At 39.5% G+C, this 19,024-nt stretch carries 16 protein-coding genes and 1 pseudogene; 9 read left to right on the forward strand and 8 right to left on the reverse strand.

Annotation, left to right across the window (positions count from 1 at the left end; translation table 11 throughout):
• Positions 1–77 precede the first annotated feature (77 nt).
• A complete protein-coding gene (locus tag MTN97_RS07315; RefSeq protein ID WP_248474049.1) occupies positions 78–989 on the forward strand; it encodes a YgfZ/GcvT domain-containing protein in 912 nt (303 codons plus the stop codon).
• 11 nt (positions 990–1,000) lie between these two features.
• A complete protein-coding gene (locus MTN97_RS07320; protein WP_214552554.1) occupies positions 1,001–1,486 on the forward strand; it encodes a peptidylprolyl isomerase in 486 nt (161 codons plus the stop codon).
• Between the two features lie 41 nt (positions 1,487–1,527).
• Here MTN97_RS07320 and MTN97_RS07325 read toward each other — a convergent pair whose 3' ends face one another.
• The 3 genes from MTN97_RS07325 to MTN97_RS07335 are packed head-to-tail and all read right to left on the reverse strand — an operon-like array spanning position 1,528 to position 3,220.
• Positions 1,528–2,013 (reverse strand): hypothetical protein, encoded by a 486-nt coding sequence (locus MTN97_RS07325; RefSeq protein WP_248474050.1) that lies wholly within the window; start codon positions 2,011–2,013, stop codon positions 1,528–1,530.
• Between the two features lie 27 nt (positions 2,014–2,040).
• Positions 2,041–2,853 (reverse strand): DUF481 domain-containing protein, encoded by an 813-nt coding sequence (locus MTN97_RS07330; RefSeq protein WP_013465645.1) that lies wholly within the window; start codon positions 2,851–2,853, stop codon positions 2,041–2,043.
• A 46-nt stretch (positions 2,854–2,899) separates the two neighbouring features.
• Positions 2,900–3,220: an HI1450 family dsDNA-mimic protein gene (locus MTN97_RS07335; protein ID WP_013465646.1), complete on the reverse strand. Its 321-nt coding sequence runs from the start codon at positions 3,218–3,220 to the stop codon at positions 2,900–2,902.
• 289 nt (positions 3,221–3,509) lie between these two features.
• On the opposite strand from MTN97_RS07335, the gene MTN97_RS07340 reads away from it, so the two are divergent.
• The 5 genes and pseudogenes from MTN97_RS07340 to MTN97_RS07360 all read left to right on the forward strand — a co-directional run.
• A complete protein-coding gene (locus MTN97_RS07340; RefSeq protein WP_036981617.1) occupies positions 3,510–4,301 on the forward strand; it encodes a crotonase/enoyl-CoA hydratase family protein in 792 nt (263 codons plus the stop codon).
• Between the two features lie 83 nt (positions 4,302–4,384).
• Positions 4,385–4,738 (forward strand): CidA/LrgA family protein, encoded by a 354-nt coding sequence (locus MTN97_RS07345; protein ID WP_013465649.1) that lies wholly within the window; start codon positions 4,385–4,387, stop codon positions 4,736–4,738.
• Positions 4,731–5,462: an LrgB family protein gene (locus MTN97_RS07350; protein ID WP_033102807.1), complete on the forward strand. Its 732-nt coding sequence runs from the start codon at positions 4,731–4,733 to the stop codon at positions 5,460–5,462. The genes MTN97_RS07345 and MTN97_RS07350 overlap by 8 nt, the downstream gene beginning before the upstream one ends.
• 37 nt (positions 5,463–5,499) lie before the next feature.
• On the forward strand, positions 5,500–6,333 hold the full coding sequence (locus tag MTN97_RS07355; RefSeq protein WP_016899673.1) for a mechanosensitive ion channel family protein: 834 nt from the start codon (positions 5,500–5,502) through the stop codon (positions 6,331–6,333).
• Between the two features lie 106 nt (positions 6,334–6,439).
• Positions 6,440–6,877 (forward strand): annotated as a pseudogene (locus tag MTN97_RS07360) (GGDEF domain-containing protein); the annotation flags it as partial.
• 80 nt (positions 6,878–6,957) lie between these two features.
• Here MTN97_RS07360 and MTN97_RS07365 read toward each other — a convergent pair.
• Positions 6,958–8,310: a magnesium transporter gene (locus MTN97_RS07365; protein WP_248474051.1), complete on the reverse strand. Its 1,353-nt coding sequence runs from the start codon at positions 8,308–8,310 to the stop codon at positions 6,958–6,960.
• A gap of 298 nt (positions 8,311–8,608) precedes the next feature.
• Positions 8,609–10,276, reverse strand: coding sequence for a methyl-accepting chemotaxis protein (locus tag MTN97_RS07370; RefSeq protein ID WP_248474052.1), 1,668 nt, complete (start codon positions 10,274–10,276; stop codon positions 8,609–8,611).
• A gap of 406 nt (positions 10,277–10,682) precedes the next feature.
• Between MTN97_RS07370 and purU the strand changes: the two genes are divergently transcribed.
• Positions 10,683–11,513, forward strand: a complete 831-nt coding sequence (gene purU / locus MTN97_RS07375) for a formyltetrahydrofolate deformylase (RefSeq protein ID WP_248474053.1) — start codon at positions 10,683–10,685, stop codon at positions 11,511–11,513.
• Between the two features lie 467 nt (positions 11,514–11,980).
• Positions 11,981–13,867: a hypothetical protein gene (locus tag MTN97_RS07380; RefSeq protein ID WP_069440029.1), complete on the forward strand. Its 1,887-nt coding sequence runs from the start codon at positions 11,981–11,983 to the stop codon at positions 13,865–13,867.
• A gap of 538 nt (positions 13,868–14,405) precedes the next feature.
• Here MTN97_RS07380 and MTN97_RS07385 read toward each other — a convergent pair.
• From MTN97_RS07385 to acs, 3 genes are all read right to left on the reverse strand, one after another.
• Positions 14,406–16,013, reverse strand: a complete 1,608-nt coding sequence (locus tag MTN97_RS07385; RefSeq protein ID WP_008111547.1) for an AbgT family transporter — start codon at positions 16,011–16,013, stop codon at positions 14,406–14,408.
• Positions 16,014–16,171: 158 nt separating this feature from the next.
• The gene (locus tag MTN97_RS07390; RefSeq protein ID WP_214552559.1) at positions 16,172–16,822 is read right to left on the reverse strand and encodes a response regulator transcription factor; all 651 of its coding nucleotides are present in this window, start codon (positions 16,820–16,822) and stop codon (positions 16,172–16,174) included.
• A gap of 92 nt (positions 16,823–16,914) precedes the next feature.
• A complete protein-coding gene (gene acs / locus MTN97_RS07395) occupies positions 16,915–18,855 on the reverse strand; it encodes an acetate--CoA ligase (protein ID WP_214552560.1) in 1,941 nt (646 codons plus the stop codon).
• Between the last annotated feature and the right edge of the window lie 169 nt (positions 18,856–19,024).

Here is a 19,024-nt window from a genome sequence, read left to right on the forward strand (position 1 = left end):
ACGCTTGTTGGTGGCTGTACCATCGGCTTTAACTACGTTATTATGTGGTTTCATTTGTTATTGCAAAGAAGGTGTTTATGTCTCTGGTTTATGCATGTCCCTTATCACATCAGGTTATTAGCCTCTCAGGCACAGATAAATTATCTTACCTACACGGACAAATCACTCAAGATCTCAATAAAATCAACAACAACAACTTTTTGTGGACAGGTCACTGTAACGCAAAAGGTAAGCTGTGGGGTGTATTTAAGCTATTTTCTTACCAGCAAAACTATTATTTAACCGGATCAAGTGCTGAAGTAGAACGCTCACTGGCTGAGTTAAAAAAATACGCTGTATTTGCAAAAGTTGAAATTAATAAAGCCCCAGAGCGATTAATTGGTTTATTAGGTGATGACCTAACTGATTTGCTTACGCAACTTGATATTCACTTTAGTGACGATGCCACAGCATGCGACTTTGCTAACGGCAAAGCCCTTAAACTTGCGCCAAACCGCGTTTTACTTATGGTTGATAGCCAATTTTGCTTACCTGATGAAGTATCTACCCTCGACAACGACGCTATATGGCAACAGGCCTCACTGCTAGCTGGTGAGCCTCAGTTAAGCGTTGATGCAATTGATGAATATGTGCCGCAAATGGTTAACCTTCAAGCCATCAATGGCATCAGTTTTAAAAAGGGTTGCTACACCGGCCAAGAAACCGTCGCACGTATGAAATACTTAGGTAAAAATAAACGTGCCATGTATATCGTTACAGGGCAAAGTGAAGGATTGCTCGATGCACCCGATATCGAAACCCAGTTAGGTGAAAACTGGCGCCGCGCGGGCAAACTTATTGCGCAAAGCTTTAATGAAAAAACACACACTTTAACTGGCTTAGTTGTGTTGCCAAACGATACTGACACCGCTCAGGTTCTTCGTGCAAAACATACCCCTTCGGTAGAGCTAAACATTCTGCCTCTACCTTACTCTCTTGAAGATGAATAATAGGAATGACTATGATCGTTGCAGCAAATAAAGTGGTAAAAATGCATTACTCTGTACTAGATAATGACGGCAATACCATTGATAACTCATTTGGCGGTGAGCCATTAATTTTTATCGTTGGTACGGGTTACCTGATCTCAGGACTTGAAAACGCGCTGCAAGGCAAACAAGCTGGCGATACGCTAAGTGTAAAAGTTGAACCTGAAGAAGGTTACGGTGAGCGTCATGATCACCTAATGCAAGCAGTGCCAAAATCAATGTTTGAAGGCATGGACATTGAAGTGGGCATGCAATTTCGTGCAACTACCGATGACGGCGACCAGTCAGTCATAATCATCGATATTCAAGACGAAGAAGTGATTGTTGATGGTAACAACCCACTCGCTGGTATTACGCTCAATTTTGACGTAGAGATTTTAGAAGTACGCGATGCAACGGCTGAAGAGCTTGAACATGGCCATGTACATGGTGAAGGCGGTTGTGGTCACGACCACTAAACCCTAATCCAGTAATAAAAAAAGCGCCTCAGGCGCTTTTTTTATAGCATATTATTATGCGTACGTAATTTAACTTGAGGCTCTGCTGCAGGTGCTTCGCCAGGGGTTATTTTATCTTCAAGCGCAGCAACTAATCCTGCTTGGTCATTAGTGCCTAAGCGGTATTGGCTGCCATCTTTAAGCGTTAATTGCACGGCACTAAAGCCTGATACTGAATAAATCCAACCATCATGCGTAATGCGGATACCAATACCGTGACGGTAAGAGTTTTGTACTGCTTTTACGTCAACTATGTCCTCTAGTGCTAATTTTTGACCCGCAACGCCTGGACCAAATGCCCAGCTAATATGGGCTTCATCAACTTTAATGATTAAACCATGAAATAAAAAACCCACCAGCAATAAAATACCTGCAAATACCATTAACGGCACATCGGCACCCATTAAATTCCATGCAAGTGCAACAAACCCACCTATCCATGCCAATACTACAAATATAAATACCGCATACTGCTTATGCTGATACATAACACTCTCAATTAAAAAGTTAAAAAATTAAAAACTGTATACTAACGTTGCGCTGAGCTCTGAATCATATTTAAGCTTATCTTCTTCAGGCTTAGAGTTATAACGGTACATATAAGCAAACTTGAGCGATACAGCCCCAACCACTTGGCTAATTAAGGCCGTTTCTGACTTTAACCGTGAGTTAAGCCCAGATAATGACTGCTCTATACTAATGTCTTGATTAAATCGAGTACGCTTAGATACCAACCTCTCCCATTGCATGGCAATACGTAACAAGTAACCCATTTTGTCTTTATCGTCTTCGCTTATTGTCGACTCATCATCAGCAACGGAGCGATATAAACCAGGGCCAATATCTATATCTACTTTGTTTTTAACCCCTTGATAAATACGTGCACCATAGCCGGTCGCCACCGTACTTTTAAAATCAAGACCGCTAAATTCATCCTCTTCATAATCGCCATAAATAAAGAAAGACGAATTTTTAACGCCTACCTTGTAGTTACCCTGCGCAGAAACAAACACGCGATTAGCCGTAACATCCGACTGGCCCGTTTCTTCATTTTCGTCACGTTTGTATAAGGAATCTATTTTGAATTGATTACGCCAGTTTTCAAAATCTTGGTAAAGATTACCTTTGAGTTTAAAACTGGTTGAGTTGGTATTACCTTTACTTAAAATAAAACCAAACTCGGTATCACCATAAAGTACTTCGCCTTTGTGTAGCTCATGAATTTCTTCATCGGAGAGCTCCCCATATTGATGAAAATCTTCAAAGGGATCCACTGCCCAGCTGTAGGAGCTAAATAATAAAAGCAGTAATACAACGTACTTTCGCAAAATACATTCTCTTGCAAATGGTAATAATGAAAAGGGGCCGAAAAAGTTATTCACTTTCTTTCCATAAAATATGGCAAAAAGGCGCGTCTTTATCACGGCTAATTAAAATTTTCGCAAATAAGACGTCTTCGTTATCAAATTCAAGGCCCACTAATACTTGAATAAAATGCTCAGGCTCTATTTCTAGTGCAACAAAATCTTGCCACTGTTCATCGGGCTCATCTTCTTCAATAAAGCCAAGTTCTTCACGATGCAGGTTAAATTCTTCAACATCTTTATCACTCAGGTTGTTGGGAGCCAGCTCTAAAAAAATATCATAAGCTTGATGGGTTGCTTCTTCTACCGTAAATAAACGTGGACCTGACATGAGTGGTTAACCTCTGAGCTTTTAAGTTGGCGCCATAATATCAAAAGTTGTTAGTGTTTTGATAAAAAAAGACGTTAAATACTGACTTTTTTACTTTTACCTAATACTTATAGATATTAATGGATTGGTTAGCATTAGGGTCTGCTAGACCTTTCAAGATTAAATCTGCCTTGAAAGATAAAAGACCGCAAGTGCATTAAAAAATTCACTTTGTTTTTATTCATCTTCACCCACTTTACTTAGCACGAATAAAAACATAAGCTCAAGTAACAGGTCAGAGGAGTGCGATATGATAAAACTAGAAAAAAAACAGGGCATTGCCACCGTCACATTAAATCGAGTAGAAAAACAAAATGCCTTAAGCTTTACTATGTTTATTGAGCTTAACAAGGTGATTAAAAATATTAAAAAAGATGCAAGTATTCGTGCGGTTGTATTAACCGGTAAAGGCGAACACTTTTGTGCAGGGCTTGATATTAACGCGGTTATGGCCTCGCCAATGAATATTATAAAACTCCTATTTAAATGGCTTCCTGGTAATCAAAATTTAGCGCAAAAAGTAGTCCTCGGTTGGCAATCATTGAGTGTGCCTGTTATTGCCAAAATAAACGGAAATTGCCTTGGGGGTGGATTGCAAATAGCACTGGGTGCCGATTACCGGATTGTTCACCACGATGCCAAACTCGCCATTATGGAAGCGCGCTGGGGGTTATGCCCAGATATGGGCGCTAATGTTATGCTTTCAGGCTTAGTAAAACGCGACCAAGCGCTTTGGTTAGCAAGTCACGCAAATCCAATAAACGCACAACATGCTTTTGAACTAGGTTTAGTAACCAAAACAACCGACGATACAGATAAAGCCACTAAAGAGATGCTTGATACACTGCTAGCGCGCTCACCTGACACATTAGCTGCAATAAAGCGTGTAACTCAACAAAGCTATAAAGCCCCTGTTCGAAAAATACTCGCTAAAGAAACATGGAGCCAAATTCGCTTACTGATCAACCCTAATACTAAAAAAGCCATTGCTAAAGCTAAAGGGAAAGCTGATATTGAGTTTACAAACGCCAAGCGCTGGTAACATTGATGGTAATACTAAGGCACAATGCATATAACAGCATTATTTGTTAAAGTTAGGCTCTTCTATTCTAGTGAGCCAAATTAATGAAATACCTACTAAGTAGCGCAATTATTTTATTGTGCTTAGCAACAAGCAAATTCATTATGCATCTTCTTGATGCGAGTTTCCCTGCTCCTCTACTCGCCATGGTTTTGCTGCTAACGTTACTGTTATTAGGCATAGTTAAAGAACATCAACTCGCCCCCTGTGCATCACCTATTTTGAATGTAATGCCTATTTTCTTTATTCCTGCAGGCGTCGGTTTTATAGAACATTTAGGGCTAATTAAATCACATTGGCCTTTCTTAACTGCGGTCATCTTATTAGTCCCACTCAGTAGTTTAATTTTAGTGGCAAGCCTAGTGGGCTATTTTAAAGGTAGAGCTAATAATGACTAACTTAACCACCAGCATAACCCCCAGCCTATGGTGGTTAACCGTGCCATTTATTATTATTCTCTTTATTGCGCTAAGAGCGGTTAATCTTAAGATAAACCAGAGTATTTTAAAGTCATTAACCAACCCTGTTTTTTTAAGCATTGGCATTATTGCCCTACTGTTAGTCAACCTTAAATTACCCTATTCACAATTTGCCTCACATAGTCAGTTACTAAGTTGGCTATTAGAGCCGGCCATTGTTGCTTTAGCCTTGCCGCTTTATCAGCAATTTATGCACGTACGTAAAAACTTACTATTAATTGTCGCTACTTGCAGTATAGGTATTGTTAACGCCACACTAGTGGCTTTTGTATTAAGTATTTTATTTGCTGTGCCCTCACAATTGAGCGCCTCTGTTGCGGCACTCAGTGTAACAACCCCTATCACACTGCTGGTTACTGACTCATTAGGAGGAATTAGCTCACTTGCCGCTGCCATGGTTATTTTTATTGGTTTATTGGGGGCTTTGTTTGGCTTTATATTGCTCAAATTAGTTAAGATTTATAACTTTGAGGCACAAGGAATTGCAATCGGTACCGCGTGCCATGCAATTGGTACGGCGGCAGCTATTGCCGAACACCCAAAAATAGGCGCATTTTCATCAGTGGCTATGGCACTCAGTGCATTATTAACCGCAGTGATAGTACCACTATTATATCCAATTTTAGTTAATACTTTGTTATAGTAAGCGGATAACAGTATCGCTAAAAATAGAGCCCAACATGATCAGTTCCGAAATTCAGCAATTTGAAAAGTACTACGCCCTACTTACCGAGTATTTAGTTACCTACAGTATGCAAATAGTGGGCGCTATTTTTATTCTACTCGTTGGCCTGTGGGTCGCTAAAAAGCTCGCCGAAGTTGTCGCAAACTTAATGACCCGCCATAACATTGATATCACCCTGACTAATTTTGTCAGTAATGTTGTAAAAGTACTGCTGATCATTATGGTGATCATTATTGCGCTTGGTAAAATTGGCATTAGTGTAACCCCATTTGTAGCTGCAATAGGTGCCGCCTCATTAGGCGCAGGCTTAGCGTTACAAGGTATGCTTTCTAATTATGGCGCGGGGCTTGCTATTATTGCTACGCGGCCATTTGTGGTTGGCGATACCATAGAAGTAAAAGGCGTTAGTGGCCAAGTAAAAGTAATTGAGCTGGGGCACACCATATTAATTAATGAAGAAAAAGTAGAAATAACCATTCCTAACAAGCATATTGTTGGCGAAATTCTGCATAACTCATTTAATTATTCATTGGTAAAAGGTGAAATAGACATAGCCTACAGTGCCTGTAGTGATACTGCGATAAGCCTTATTGAAAACGTATTAGTTAATCACGAACTCGTAGCTAAACACCCTAATGCACAAATTGGTATAGAACGTTTTGCTGATAGCGGCGTCACCATTAGTTATCGTTATTGGGTGCCCACCACTAAAATTATTGAAACTAAACTCGCTATAAATGGCGGTGTGTATAAAGCGATTAACGATGCCAATATTGAAATTCCGTTTCCACAACGCATTGTTACGCTTAATAAAAGCGACCTAAAATAAATAAAAACCTTAATATGATTTAAAATCATATTAAATTAATTAAGCGTGCTTACAAATAAAATAATAACGAGTCCTTATGCATCAATCACCTTTTTATTTAGGCGACTGGCAAGAAAGTATTCAAAGCAAACAACCTCTAACCAGCATATTGATTGATGTAGATCACTTTAAAAAATTCAACGACACCTATGGGCATATTAAAGGTGATAAATGCTTACAAAAAATTGCAAAAATGCTTTTGCATTGTATTCCGTCAAGAGAGTGTTTGGCTGCGAGATATGGCGGTGAGGAGTTTGCTATTATTTTACCGCGTTGCGATATAAAAAGTGCTACGATTGTTGCCAAGCATGTACAACAACAAATTAATGCGATGACATTTACAGATATAGGCCTACCACCAGAGGTTAAAGTTAGTGTGAGCCAAGGGATTGCCTGTGAGCATAATAGTCAATATCGCACCTACGAGGCGCTGTTGTGCGCCGCAGACACAGCCTTGTACCGCGCAAAAACCGAAGGTAGAAATAAAACAAGTACTGTTGTTTAAAACATTCTAACGGGCTTGTAATGCTATTATTTTATATATTACTAAACGCCACTCCATGGAACTGGCGTTTAGCTTAAAAATTAGAGTAATAACAAACTACCTAACCCTAAAAAGGTTACAAAGCCGATAATATCAGTGACTGTGGTTAAAATCACTGAACCCGACAACGCAGGGTCAATTTTCATTTTATCTAAAATAGACGGGATCACTACGCCCGCCAACGATGCAGCCACTAAATTCAGCAGTATTGCCACGGTAATGGTTATACTAAGCATAATATCGTTAAACCATACAAAGGTTAGCAAACCAATTACTAAAGCCCACACCAAGCCATTTACCGCCCCTACTCGCAGCTCTTTTTTAAGTAATGCGTTTCGGTTTGAGTCAGTAACCTGACCCAGAGCCAGTCCTCGTACAATAACCGTTAAGGTTTGACTACCGGCAATACCGCCCATTGATGCCACTACAGGCATTAATACCGCAAGTGCCACCACTTGCTCTATAGTTGCGCCAAACAAACCGATAAACCACGAGGCTAAAAATGCTGTTGCTAAGTTTATACCTAACCAAATACCACGGTTTTTAGCACTTTTACGAACACTGGCAAATAAGTCTTCGTCTTCTCGTAAACCACCGGCCTTTGCTGCCGCTTCGTCGGCTATTTCTTGACGTAACTCATAAGCTGATGCAATGGTTAAACGCCCTATTAATTTGTTATCGGCATTAACCACGGGCATGGCCATTTTCTCGCTATGAATAACTACTTCAGCGGCTTCATATAAATCATGGTCTGCGTGCAATGAGGTAAAGTCATGATTAGCTAGCGTCATTAAACTCTCGTTATCATGCGCTTTTATCAGATCATTAACCGCAACTTCACCGATTAAGCTACCTTTACGGCTCACCAAATAAATAACTTCGCTGTATTGCGGTAAGCCTTTGTTTAGCAGCTTTTTAGCGCCACCCGCAGTGAGTTTGTCTGACACCTTTAAAAAATCAAACCCAATCCAGTGACCTAATTGCTCTGGCGTATATTGCTGAGCCAGTTCGTATTGCTTAGTTTGTGCTTCATCGAGTTGTTTTTTAGCGTAATCAATAAAACGTTGTGGAATAACTTCTTCTAACTCAAGTAGCTCTTCAACATTTACTTCGTCTAATAATTTAAATCCGGCACTGTCATCTAGTGTTTGTAGTAACCATAAACAGCTATCTTCACTTAAATTAACAAAGATTTCGTGCTGCGTGTCTTCATCTAATAAATGCCAAATTTCGAGACGCTGCTCTTTAGGGATCGCCTCAAACAATAAAGATAAGTGCTCAGTTGATAAAGTTTGCTGAGCATCTATTAGTAATTTATTTTTGCGCTCAGTGGTATCACACTGCAATAAGTCATTTATGAGTTGTGGTAACTGATCAACCGGATACTCTATCATTTAAAAACCCTAAAATAGTCGTTTCACTATAAATTTACTGTAATAAGTAAGTACTTATTAATGAGATTAGCTAGGATCTGTTTGTCTTTCGAGGTTGAACACGTTTCAATCCAAAAGGTCAACAGACCCTTATAGTGTACATTAGTCGCTAATAAAAATATTAAAAAATCGCTGTGCTGTTAAATATTTATAGATGTAGCAGGCTATAAACTATTGCGCTTTAGCTAAAAATAAAGCAAAAAAAAGCCGTAACTAAATAAATCACGGCTTCTAAAAGCAATTAATAGCTAAATATTATTTATATTTTAAACTGACCGACTAAATCACCTAAGTTTTGACCTCGTTCCGCTAAGTGCTGACTTACCGAAGAGGTCGTTTTACTCGATTGCGTTAATTCATTCACAATTTCTTGAATTGCATAAACGTTACGGTTTATCTCTTCTGTAACGCTACTTTGCTCAGTAGCTGCGGTGGCAATTTGTGTACTCATATCGTTAATTGTTGTTACCGATGTAGTAACCGCACCTAAACTTTCAGATATAGCGCGTGAAGACTCTACAGAGCGGTTACAGCTTTGTTGACTCGCTTGCATGGCTCCTACAGCCGCAGTAACTAAGTTATGTAATTCGCTAAGCATTTCGTTAATTTCTAATGTGCTATCTTGAGTTCTGCTCGCTAAGCTTCTAACTTCATCAGCCACCACCGCAAACCCACGACCTTGCTCACCTGCGCGTGCCGCTTCAATTGCCGCATTTAATGCCAGTAAGTTAGTTTGCTCAGCAATCCCCCCAATGACACTCAATACGCTATTAATCTTTTTAGATTGTTCACTTAACGAGTTAACCTGCTCTGCGGCTTGGTTAATTTCGCCCATTAAGTTTGAAACTTCACTCAATGAAACATCCACACAATCTTGCGCATTAGCCACTTCTTTTGTTGCCGCCTGCGTTGATACCGCAACTTGTGTGGTATTTTGCGCAACTTCATGTGAGGTTGCTGACATTTCGGTAATCGCCGTTGCCACTAAATCGGTTTCATGGTTATGCTTTAATAACTTGTCTTCTATCAATAATGTTTGCGTATTAATATCTGAGGAGGCTGTTTTAACGTCACTTGTTACATCAACCACACCGGCAATAATACTGTGTAGCTTGCTCACAAATACATTGAAAGATTCACCTAACTGACCAATTTCATCATGGGTATCTATTTCTAAGCGTCGGGTTAAATCCCCCTCCCCTTTAGCAATATCATCTAAGCTTTGCACCATACGTTTGATCGGTTTTAGCATATTGTTAGAAGCATACAACGCACCGGCTGCTGCTAAACCAAGAAGCAGAAGTGATATTAAAACCAAAGTGGTCATTTTTTCGCTTAAATGGCGCTCCATAGTTGCTTGATACTTTACCAGCTCAGCTTCAATATCATCCATATAAGTGCCAGTTCCAATCATCCAATTAGTACCTGGGATCATGGCAGCATAGCCAATTTTTTCGACTAAGCCTGTGGTATTGGGCTTTTGAAAATGATAAGTAAACGAGCCACCGCCCTTACGCGCTTGTTCAAGTAGGCCAACCACTATTTTTTTACCGTTTGGGTCGGTCATCCCTATTTTATTTTGACCTTCTATTGCATCACCCAGTAATGCATGAAAAACACTAATACCATCGGTATCATAAATAAAGTAGTAACCATCTTCGCCAAAAGTTAAATCTCGCAACGCATTTTTTGCGTCTTGTTCATTACCTTGTGCTAATTGGTATTGCACTATTTGAGAACCAATTTCTATTTCTGTTTTTAATAGAGTCTGTTTATCAGCAATTAATTTAGTTTTGAACTCATTAAAGTTTTGCTGTTGATTCTGCTTCTCTAAATAATAAGAGCCCGCCATAAAACTGATTAGTAATACTATCAATGGTAAAACAGCCAACAATAGCAATTTGTTTTTTAAGCTTAAATTACCCATTATTTCTCCAATTAACATTATAAGCCATTAAGCTTTTTATTTTGCAGCCGCTTAGCAGCTAAGTTTCCATTGTTTATATTACTGACAACAGCGCCACACTTGTATACAAATTAAGCACAAACAGAGTTAATTCGCAATTTAATATACTCGTATGCTAGTAAAGCACACTAGAAACAACTTTTTAACTAGGCAATAGTATAAATATAGTAATAAACAACTGATTTAGTTCCTTGTTTTAAATCCCTACTAGAACACAATTTGTTAAACTTACTCAAAGCTAAATTAACCTTACTAACGCTATCTTAGCGTAAATTAAAATTAAACATTGGCCATCACACAAAGGTCTTGCTTTCTGAGTTAAAACACAAATAATGAAGCAACTAACCACTGGGTAAGAATGAGGAAAATGAGTTATATACTAACCACCCAATGCGCAGACGATATAGGCTTAATCGCCAAAATTACCGGACTGTGTAATCAGCATAATTTAAATATTATTCGTAACAACGAATTTGTTGATAAAGATGCACAACGCTTTTTTATGCGCACAGAGCTTACAGGCGAACCACATGCTGAGTTTTTGTCACAACTTCGCGACGTATTACCAGCTGGAGCAAAAGTGGCACTGCACGGTGAAGAAAAAACCAAAGTGGTACTATTAGCCACAAAAGAAGCTCATTGCTTGGGCGGCATGTTATTAAAGCAATTTGAACAAGCTCTAAACATAGAGATACTCGCCGTTATCGCTAACTACCCTACTCTAGAGCCTCTAGTGAAAGGGTTTAATATTCCTTTTCATGTGGTTTCTCATGAAGGACTTACGCGCAGTGAGCACGACGAAAAAGTCGGTGACTTAATTGCCAGCTATAATCCTGACATTATTGGCCTAGCTAAATACATGCGTATTTTAAGCCCTGAATTTGTGGGTCGTTTTGAGGATAAAATCATTAATATTCATCACTCATTTTTACCTGCTTTTATTGGTGCAAAACCGTATCACCAAGCATTTGAACGTGGTGTGAAAATTATTGGTGCCACGGCTCACTTTGTTAATAATGAGCTAGACGAAGGCCCGATTATTTTACAAGACGTATCGAGTGTGACCCATGCGAATACAGCTGAGATGATGGCTAAAATGGGTAAAGATGTAGAGAAAACGGTGTTTTGTAAAGCACTGCAACTAGCATCAGAGCATAAGCTGTTTATTAATGGCAATAAAACCGTCGTATTTTCATAATTAGCTTTATATAACTATTAAAAATGCCAGCTAACAAGCTGGCATTTGTTTATCCAATATAACTAAACCTGAACATTGATTAAGAGACTTTATTAAAACAAAGTAAATTTACGTATCAGCTGTTTTCTATTGCAAGTAAATTCAACCTAATAGAACCGAAAATAGAGCCTTTTTTTAGATTTATATCATTATTTTACTCGACCTTTACTATCAACTTCCACGGCCAAAATATGCAATTTTCCTCTTGGCAAAACCATTCACTTTATGGATTAGCTGAAATACCAGGTTATTTACTATACTCCCTTTTAAGCAATAACAACTTTTAAGAGATTTAACTTATCATATTCAAGTAACCTTAAGCTGAACAATATTATTGATATATAATCAGAAATTAAGCAATAATGTATGCATTATTTTAGCTATGCTGATATTCCCTTTTTAGGGTTACTATTTATAAGGAGCATTTGATGGCTTTTGATTACGGATCAATCGATCTTGGACTAAAAAACCCTTTCAAACTGGAAGGTAAAGTAAAAGCAATAAGAGGGCTTATTGAATCTGTTGTTGGCATCAGCTTGCTTGTTATCGCGTCTAGCTCTGTAAAAGAAGATGCAACAGCAGGTTGGATCTTAATGATATTTGGCATGTTAATACTCGCCCTAGGAATTCGGACTTTATCAGGTGGTATTTATGCAACGCTTAAGTACTTCGTAGGTAGAAACCACCCGACATCGTTGGCGTTTAATTTTAGTAAGTCACAAACCTCAACTGCACAAGAAGAAAAAAACGAGGTAGCCTACACTGCGCAAACATTAGAAGAAATGCTTGTTGGTCGCAAAAACAGTACTTTTAAAGAACCGAATGGCTTTTTATCGCGTTTGCTACATAGTCTAGTACCAAAACTATTATTTTTACCCTACCCAATACGTAATGTTGCCCAACGTTTATTTGGCTCATGGATAAGCACACTGGTTGCTCTTATCGCTTACGCATTGGTCGCCTTTGTGTCACTGTCTGGTTTTACCGGTGAAGCTGGCGAACTAGCTTTTCCAATATATAGTGCCATATTAATGTTTTATGTGCTGTTTTCTTGGCGCTCTTCTGGCAAACCTATTTCACGTAATGCAGAGAAAAATATTGAAGCCTTAGGTACTGGTGCTCTTGCTAAAATCATTTCTTTATCCTTTATATTGCCCATTGCTATAGGCCTGTCTATGTCGTGGATAATGCAGGAACAGCGCATAAGCAAACAACAAATAGACAATTGGCTTGAGCAATTACCCAACCTTAACGCGGGCCTCTATTTAACTGCCATTATTATTTTAGCTGCATTTAGTTGTGCACTTGTTTTTGTGATGATTAAAGCGCGTTTAAACGAAGTGACACCAAGCGCTGAAGTATCAGAACTACGTGAAAATTGGCAAGAGTCTGTTCATCCAGATGAAATTTTTATAAATCTTGATAACTTAGTAATGGCTAATCGCCGTTATAAAGAAGTACCTAATAGGGTTTATCGTGAGCTAGATCCTAAACTACAAGAGCAAATTGAAGGAAAAGGCGGGTTTAAAGGCGAAATGATTCAAGAAATTCAGCCTAAACTACACACAATGGATTTAGGTAAGCACTTTAACCTTTCTCGTTTAGTTGCGTTAATTAGTGGTAACTTACTCTACATTGTAGCGCTTACCTTTACTGTGTTGCTTGCTTACTCTTTTATTAATATTTACCACTATATTGACGCTGCTAATATAAATAGTATTGAACAAGCCTTTAATAATAAAAATATTATTGAGTTTAGTGAGCTGTTAATGGCAAGTGTTCATTTATTGCTTATCGGCATATTAGTTAAAGCATTTGCTCAGCTGCTGAGCAATAGTGCCCATTTATTTTTTGCTGAAATGCAATTTGAATCTTTACTCGTGTACTTCAAGTGCGAGGGTACATTTACTGAGTCAAAAATATCAACGGGCACCGGTATTCATGATAGCACACGCTCGGAAAATACCTTGGTACGTAGCAGCATAACGCCTTGGGTGATTGTTTCGCGCATTGTTTCTACAACCTTTGCAGCTACAGGCATGAAAAACCTCGAGCATCCTCGACATATTATGGAAATGCATAAAGATGAAGGTCAATTACAAGCAATCAAAAAAGATGTAATTGCATTTTTGAAAGACCGAGAATCAATTGCCTCTATCACTAGCGAACGCGATTTAGGCAATGCATCTCAACTGCACCAGTTAAACCAGCAAACACGGGCTATGCCTATGCAGCCAGCTTTAACCAAAGATGATGAGGAAGCCGCTGGTTTTTTGCGTCAGGAAGACGATTTAGCGTCTGAGCCAAAAACCTAGCTTATCTATATGCCACCTTATTACTAGGTGGCATCTTTCCACACTAAATCCCCCTCTCTACACATTGATGTAAATGTAATTCCCCCCTGCAAGCGCATCAAAGACAGGGAGGGGATGAGGAAAATAAGTAATACACTAACCAATTAATACGCAGACGATATAGGCTTAGCCAAAATTACCAAACTCTGTAATCAGCATAATTTAGATATTATTAGGCCTTGTTGATAAAGATGCACAACGCTTTTTATGAGAGCAGACTCACAGGCTAATCTCGCAGCGATTTTTATCATAACTTTGCGAAGGGTTTCCTGCTAACGTCAAAGAGGCACTGCACGGCGAAGAAAAAACCAAAGTTGTATTATTAGCTCCAAAAGAAGCCTTTGTTTAGGCGGCATGTTATTAAACCAATTTGGTAATACTCTAGCTGTTTATTAATGGCAATAAAACCGTCGTATTTTCATAATTAGCTTTATATAGCTATTAAAAATGCCAGCTAATAAGCTGGCATTTTTATAAGTAAATAATAAACCTTACTTAACTAGGGTGTGTAATACGTTGGTGCTCCAGGGCCTACTGGCATACCTAAAACAAATACCCATAAGTAAAACAGTACCACCCAGCCAACAAAGAAGATTAAGCTGTATGGCAACATAGTGGCTACCAAAGTACCTATTCCCATGTCTTTTTTGTATTTAGTGGCAACCGCAAGGATTAAACCAAAGTAACTCATCATCGGGGTAATTAAGTTAGTTACTGAATCACCAATACGATAAGCCGCTTGAATTGTTTCTGGTGCATAACCAATTAACATCAGCATAGGAACAAAAATAGGGGCTGTTACTGCCCACTGCGCTGACGATGAGCCTAGCGTTAAGTTCACTAAAGCACACATCAAAATAAACAGTACAAATACTTCCGGCCCAGTTAAGCTAAGAGCTTGTAGTAACGCGGCACCGTTAATCGCTAAAATTGTGCCTAAGTTAGTCCATTTAAAAAATGCCACAAACTGCGCAGCAAAAAACACTAATACAATGTACATGCCCATAGAGCTCATACTTTTGCTCATGGCATTGATCACGTCTTTATCATTTTTCATGGTGCCAACCACTCGACCATACACAAAACCTGGAATACCAAAGGTAACAAAAATAAAAACAACAATCCCTTTTAAAAACGGCGAGTGAGCAACTAGACCTGTTTCAGGGTTACGTAAAATACCGTCTGCGGGTACAATCGTCCAAGCGAGCAACAACGAAACAACAAGTAATGAAACTCCAGCCCATTTCAAACCTGACTTTTCTTTGGCAGTTAAACCGGCAATATTATTTTGAGCTAAATCTTCACTGGCTTCATCTGGGTTATATTTACCTAAACGTGGCTCAACAATTTTCTCAGTAACAAGCGTACCTAAAACAGCAATTAGCAATACTGAAATCATCATAAAATACCAGTTCGCTTCAGCGCCTACTTGGTAAGTTGGGTCAATCATTTGTGCTGCAGGCGTCGTAATACCCGCTAATAACGGATCGATAGTACCCAGTAATAAGTTAGCACTATAGCCACCCGATACACCAGCAAACGCTGCAGCAAGGCCTGCAAGCGGATGACGACCTAAACTATGAAATATCATTGCCGCTAGGGGGATCAATACTACATAACCCAGCTCAGATGCTGTGTTTGATAAAATAGCAGCGAATACCACCATAAAGGTAACTAAGCGTTTAGATGCACCCATAACCATGCCACGCATTGCCGCAGACAATAATCCTGAATGCTCGGCAACACTTACACCTAATAGCGCTACTAGCACCGTACCCAGTGGCGCAAAGCTGGTAAAGTTAGTTACCAATCCCGTTACAATACGCTGTAAGCCCTCGGCACTGAGTAAGCTAACTACTTCAATTACACCATCTGGATCGCGCCCAGCAGAGCCCTCAGGGCGAGGATCGATAGCACTAAGTCCAAACCAATCAGCAACGCCACTAAATAAAATAATGGCAATACAAAACAGCGCGAATAAGGTAATTGGATGGGGAAGCATATTCCCTAAAAATTCTACCGTGGCTAAAAATCGATTAAACCAACCGCCCTTTGCGGCCTGATTTTCATCTTGGGATGTGTGTGGTGAGTCCATTGAGTCTGACATACCATGCTCTCTTAATTACAAAATGCCCGTAACCTAGCATTATTTTCTGAGCAGGTCATGTAATAAAGATGAATGACTTGTTATCCCATGGTAATTAACTGATGGGTTTGTTGTGATGGGGTTACAAAAAAGAGGCTCTCGCCTCTTATTTAGTCTGCTTAAGCTTGCTCTATGGGTTCTAGTTGTAGTTTTGCAGCAATTAAAACAGCTTGAGTTCGATTATAAACACCGAGTTTTCTAAATATGGCAGTGATGTGAGCTTTGACTGTGGCTTCTGAAATGTGAAGTTCGTACGCAATTTGTTTATTCAGTAAACCTTCGTGCAAATATTGTAATACGCGGTATTGCTGTGGAGTGAGTGATGCCACTTGTGCAGCAATTTCTCTATCTGCGCCTTCTATTTCAGCCACTTTAGTTTTTAGTTCGGTTGGCAGCCAAGTATCGCCTTCGAGTATTTGGTTAATTGCGTTGGCAATATCGTCAGATGATGATGACTTAGGAATAAACCCCATTGCCCCATAACCCATAACTTTCGAAACAATATTTACATCTTCACTACCCGAAACCACCGCAATAGGTAAGCTTGGGTAATCTTCACGTATACGGATCAAACCGTATAAGTCACCGTTACCTGGCATGTGTAAATCTAGTAGTAATATATCAAGATCTTCTTGTTCGCTTAACACCTTCAATGTACTATCAAAATCCGCTGATTCAAATACTTCTAAACCTGCAAACTTTACACTCAAAGCGCCCTTTAGTGCTTCACGAAATAACGGATGATCGTCCGCTATTAAAAACTGACTCATTGTTCACTCCCAAAAATTCGGCTGCTATCCAACAGACAACAGCCGATATACTACGTTTAGAATCAACTTCTAATCAAGCTTTTAACGCGAAATTAACGATTTAATCGATTTTCTACTAGCTCATCAACCACTGACGGATCCGCAAGTGTTGAGGTATCACCAAGCTGTTGGTGCTCATTTGCCGCGATTTTACGTAAAATACGACGCATAATTTTGCCAGAACGTGTTTTAGGTAAACCTGGCGACCACTGAATCATATCTGGTGATGCTATTGGGCTTAGTTCTTTACGTACCCAATTACGGATCTCTTTTGTTAGCTCATCACTCACCGTTACACCCTCGTTAGGAGTTATGTAAACGTAAATACCCTGGCCTTTAATATCATGCGGGTAGCCTACTACTGCCGCTTCAGCTACAGCTTCATGAGCAACTAACGCGCTTTCAATTTCCGCAGTACCTAAACGGTGCCCAGATACATTAAGTACGTCATCAACGCGTCCTGTGATCCAATAATCACCGTCTTCATCACGACGACAACCGTCACCAGTAAAGTACACACCAGGATAAGCGCTAAAGTAGGTTTGTTCAAAGCGCTCGTGATCGCCATACACAGTTCGTGCTTGTGAAGGCCAGCTATCTAAAATAACTAGGTTTCCTTCAACAGCGCCCTCTAATGTATTACCTCCAGCATCAAATAATGCCGGTGCAATACCAAAGAATGGGCGAGTTGCTGAGCCAGGTTTCATATCGATTGCACCTGGTAATGGCGCAATCATGATGCCACCGGTTTCGGTTTGCCACCACGTATCTACAATTGGGCAGTTAGATTTACCAATTTTCTCAAAGTACCAAGTCCACGCTTCTGGATTGATTGGCTCACCCACAGAACCTAAAATGCGCAAGCTATCGCGATGTGAGCTGGCAATCGGCTCTTCGCCTTTGGCCATCAATGCACGAATGGCAGTAGGTGCTGTGTATAAAATTGTCACGTTATGTTTATCAACCACTTCACCCATACGACCTGCTGTTGGGTAAGTCGGTACGCCTTCAAATACGACTTGCGTACACCCATTAACGAGCGGCCCGTAAGCAATATAACTATGACCTGTGATCCAGCCAACGTCAGCACTACACCAAAAAATATCATCGTCTTTTAAATCAAAAATGTATTCGTGGGTCATAGATGAATAGACTAAATAGCCACCGGTGGTATGTACCACACCTTTAGGCTGACCTGTAGAACCCGATGTATACAGAATAAACAGCGGGTCTTCAGCATTCATGTGTTCAGGTTCGCACTCTGGCGCTTGATCTGCAACTAAGTCATGCCACCAAATATCATGGTCGTGCCAATCAACATCGCCTGATGTTAGTTTATGTACCACTACATGTTCAACAGTGGTGACTGAATCTTGTAATACGGCTTCATCTACATTGGCTTTGAGCGGCACACAGTTACCTGCACGTCGGCCTTCATCTGACGTGATCACCACTTTAGCGCCCGAGTCGTTAATACGATCCGCAATAGCTGACGGTGAAAAACCACCAAAAATAACTGAATGAATTGCGCCTATACGGGCACAAGCTTGCATTGCGTATATAGCTTGCGGGCTCATTGGCATATAAATGGCTACACGGTCACCTTTTTTAACACCTAATTTTTTTAAACCATTGGCAAACTTTGCCACTTCATCATGTAGCTGTTGGTAGGTGATATTTTCGCTTTGTGAAGGATCATCACCTTCCCAAATTAATGCTACTTTATCCGCTTTTGTTTTTAAGTGACGATCAATACAGTTATAAGAGGCATTAAGGTAGCCATCTTCATACCATTTAATATTGATATGGCCTTTGTCAAATGAAGTGTTTTTTACTTTTGAATATGGAGTAAACCAGTCAAGACGCTTACCGTGCTCAGCCCAAAAACCTTCAGGGTCCTCAATAGACTGTTTATACATCGTATTATATTTTTCATTATCGACGAACGCTGCGTTTTTAATATGCGCAGGAACTGGATAGATACTTTGTGACATATTAGTCTCCAATTTATATTACTTGCCTTAGGCTTTTCATCAAGGATTACTCAGCAGTGCACTATTAAATATTAGACATTAGTTGTATCTGAGTTCAAACAACGATTATCTTATCTACAACCCTTATGGCTACACTCTATTTACATAAAAAACATACTATTAAATAAAA

It is taken from the genome of Pseudoalteromonas sp. 2CM36K (genome assembly GCF_023161865.1).
Classification (GTDB): domain Bacteria; phylum Pseudomonadota; class Gammaproteobacteria; order Enterobacterales; family Alteromonadaceae; genus Pseudoalteromonas; species Pseudoalteromonas tetraodonis.

Excerpts from the sequence above, each read along its gene's own strand:
- MTN97_RS07345 (WP_013465649.1), top strand. The coding sequence starts at position 4,385 with ATGAAATACCTACTAAGTAGCGCAATTATTTTATTGTGCTTAGCAACA.
- MTN97_RS07325 (WP_248474050.1), bottom strand. The coding sequence starts at position 2,013 with ATGTATCAGCATAAGCAGTATGCGGTATTTATATTTGTAGTATTGGCA.
- MTN97_RS07315 (WP_248474049.1), top strand. The coding sequence starts at position 78 with ATGTCTCTGGTTTATGCATGTCCCTTATCACATCAGGTTATTAGCCTC.
- MTN97_RS07370 (WP_248474052.1), bottom strand. The coding sequence starts at position 10,276 with ATGGGTAATTTAAGCTTAAAAAACAAATTGCTATTGTTGGCTGTTTTA.
- MTN97_RS07350 (WP_033102807.1), top strand. The coding sequence starts at position 4,731 with ATGACTAACTTAACCACCAGCATAACCCCCAGCCTATGGTGGTTAACC.
- MTN97_RS07320 (WP_214552554.1), top strand. The coding sequence starts at position 1,001 with ATGATCGTTGCAGCAAATAAAGTGGTAAAAATGCATTACTCTGTACTA.
- MTN97_RS07365 (WP_248474051.1), bottom strand. The coding sequence starts at position 8,310 with ATGATAGAGTATCCGGTTGATCAGTTACCACAACTCATAAATGACTTA.
- MTN97_RS07340 (WP_036981617.1), top strand. The coding sequence starts at position 3,510 with ATGATAAAACTAGAAAAAAAACAGGGCATTGCCACCGTCACATTAAAT.
- MTN97_RS07355 (WP_016899673.1), top strand. The coding sequence starts at position 5,500 with ATGATCAGTTCCGAAATTCAGCAATTTGAAAAGTACTACGCCCTACTT.
- MTN97_RS07380 (WP_069440029.1), top strand. The coding sequence starts at position 11,981 with ATGGCTTTTGATTACGGATCAATCGATCTTGGACTAAAAAACCCTTTC.
- MTN97_RS07390 (WP_214552559.1), bottom strand. The coding sequence starts at position 16,822 with ATGAGTCAGTTTTTAATAGCGGACGATCATCCGTTATTTCGTGAAGCA.
- purU (WP_248474053.1), top strand. The coding sequence starts at position 10,683 with ATGAGTTATATACTAACCACCCAATGCGCAGACGATATAGGCTTAATC.
- acs (WP_214552560.1), bottom strand. The coding sequence starts at position 18,855 with ATGTCACAAAGTATCTATCCAGTTCCTGCGCATATTAAAAACGCAGCG.
- MTN97_RS07335 (WP_013465646.1), bottom strand. The coding sequence starts at position 3,220 with ATGTCAGGTCCACGTTTATTTACGGTAGAAGAAGCAACCCATCAAGCT.
- MTN97_RS07385 (WP_008111547.1), bottom strand. The coding sequence starts at position 16,013 with ATGTCAGACTCAATGGACTCACCACACACATCCCAAGATGAAAATCAG.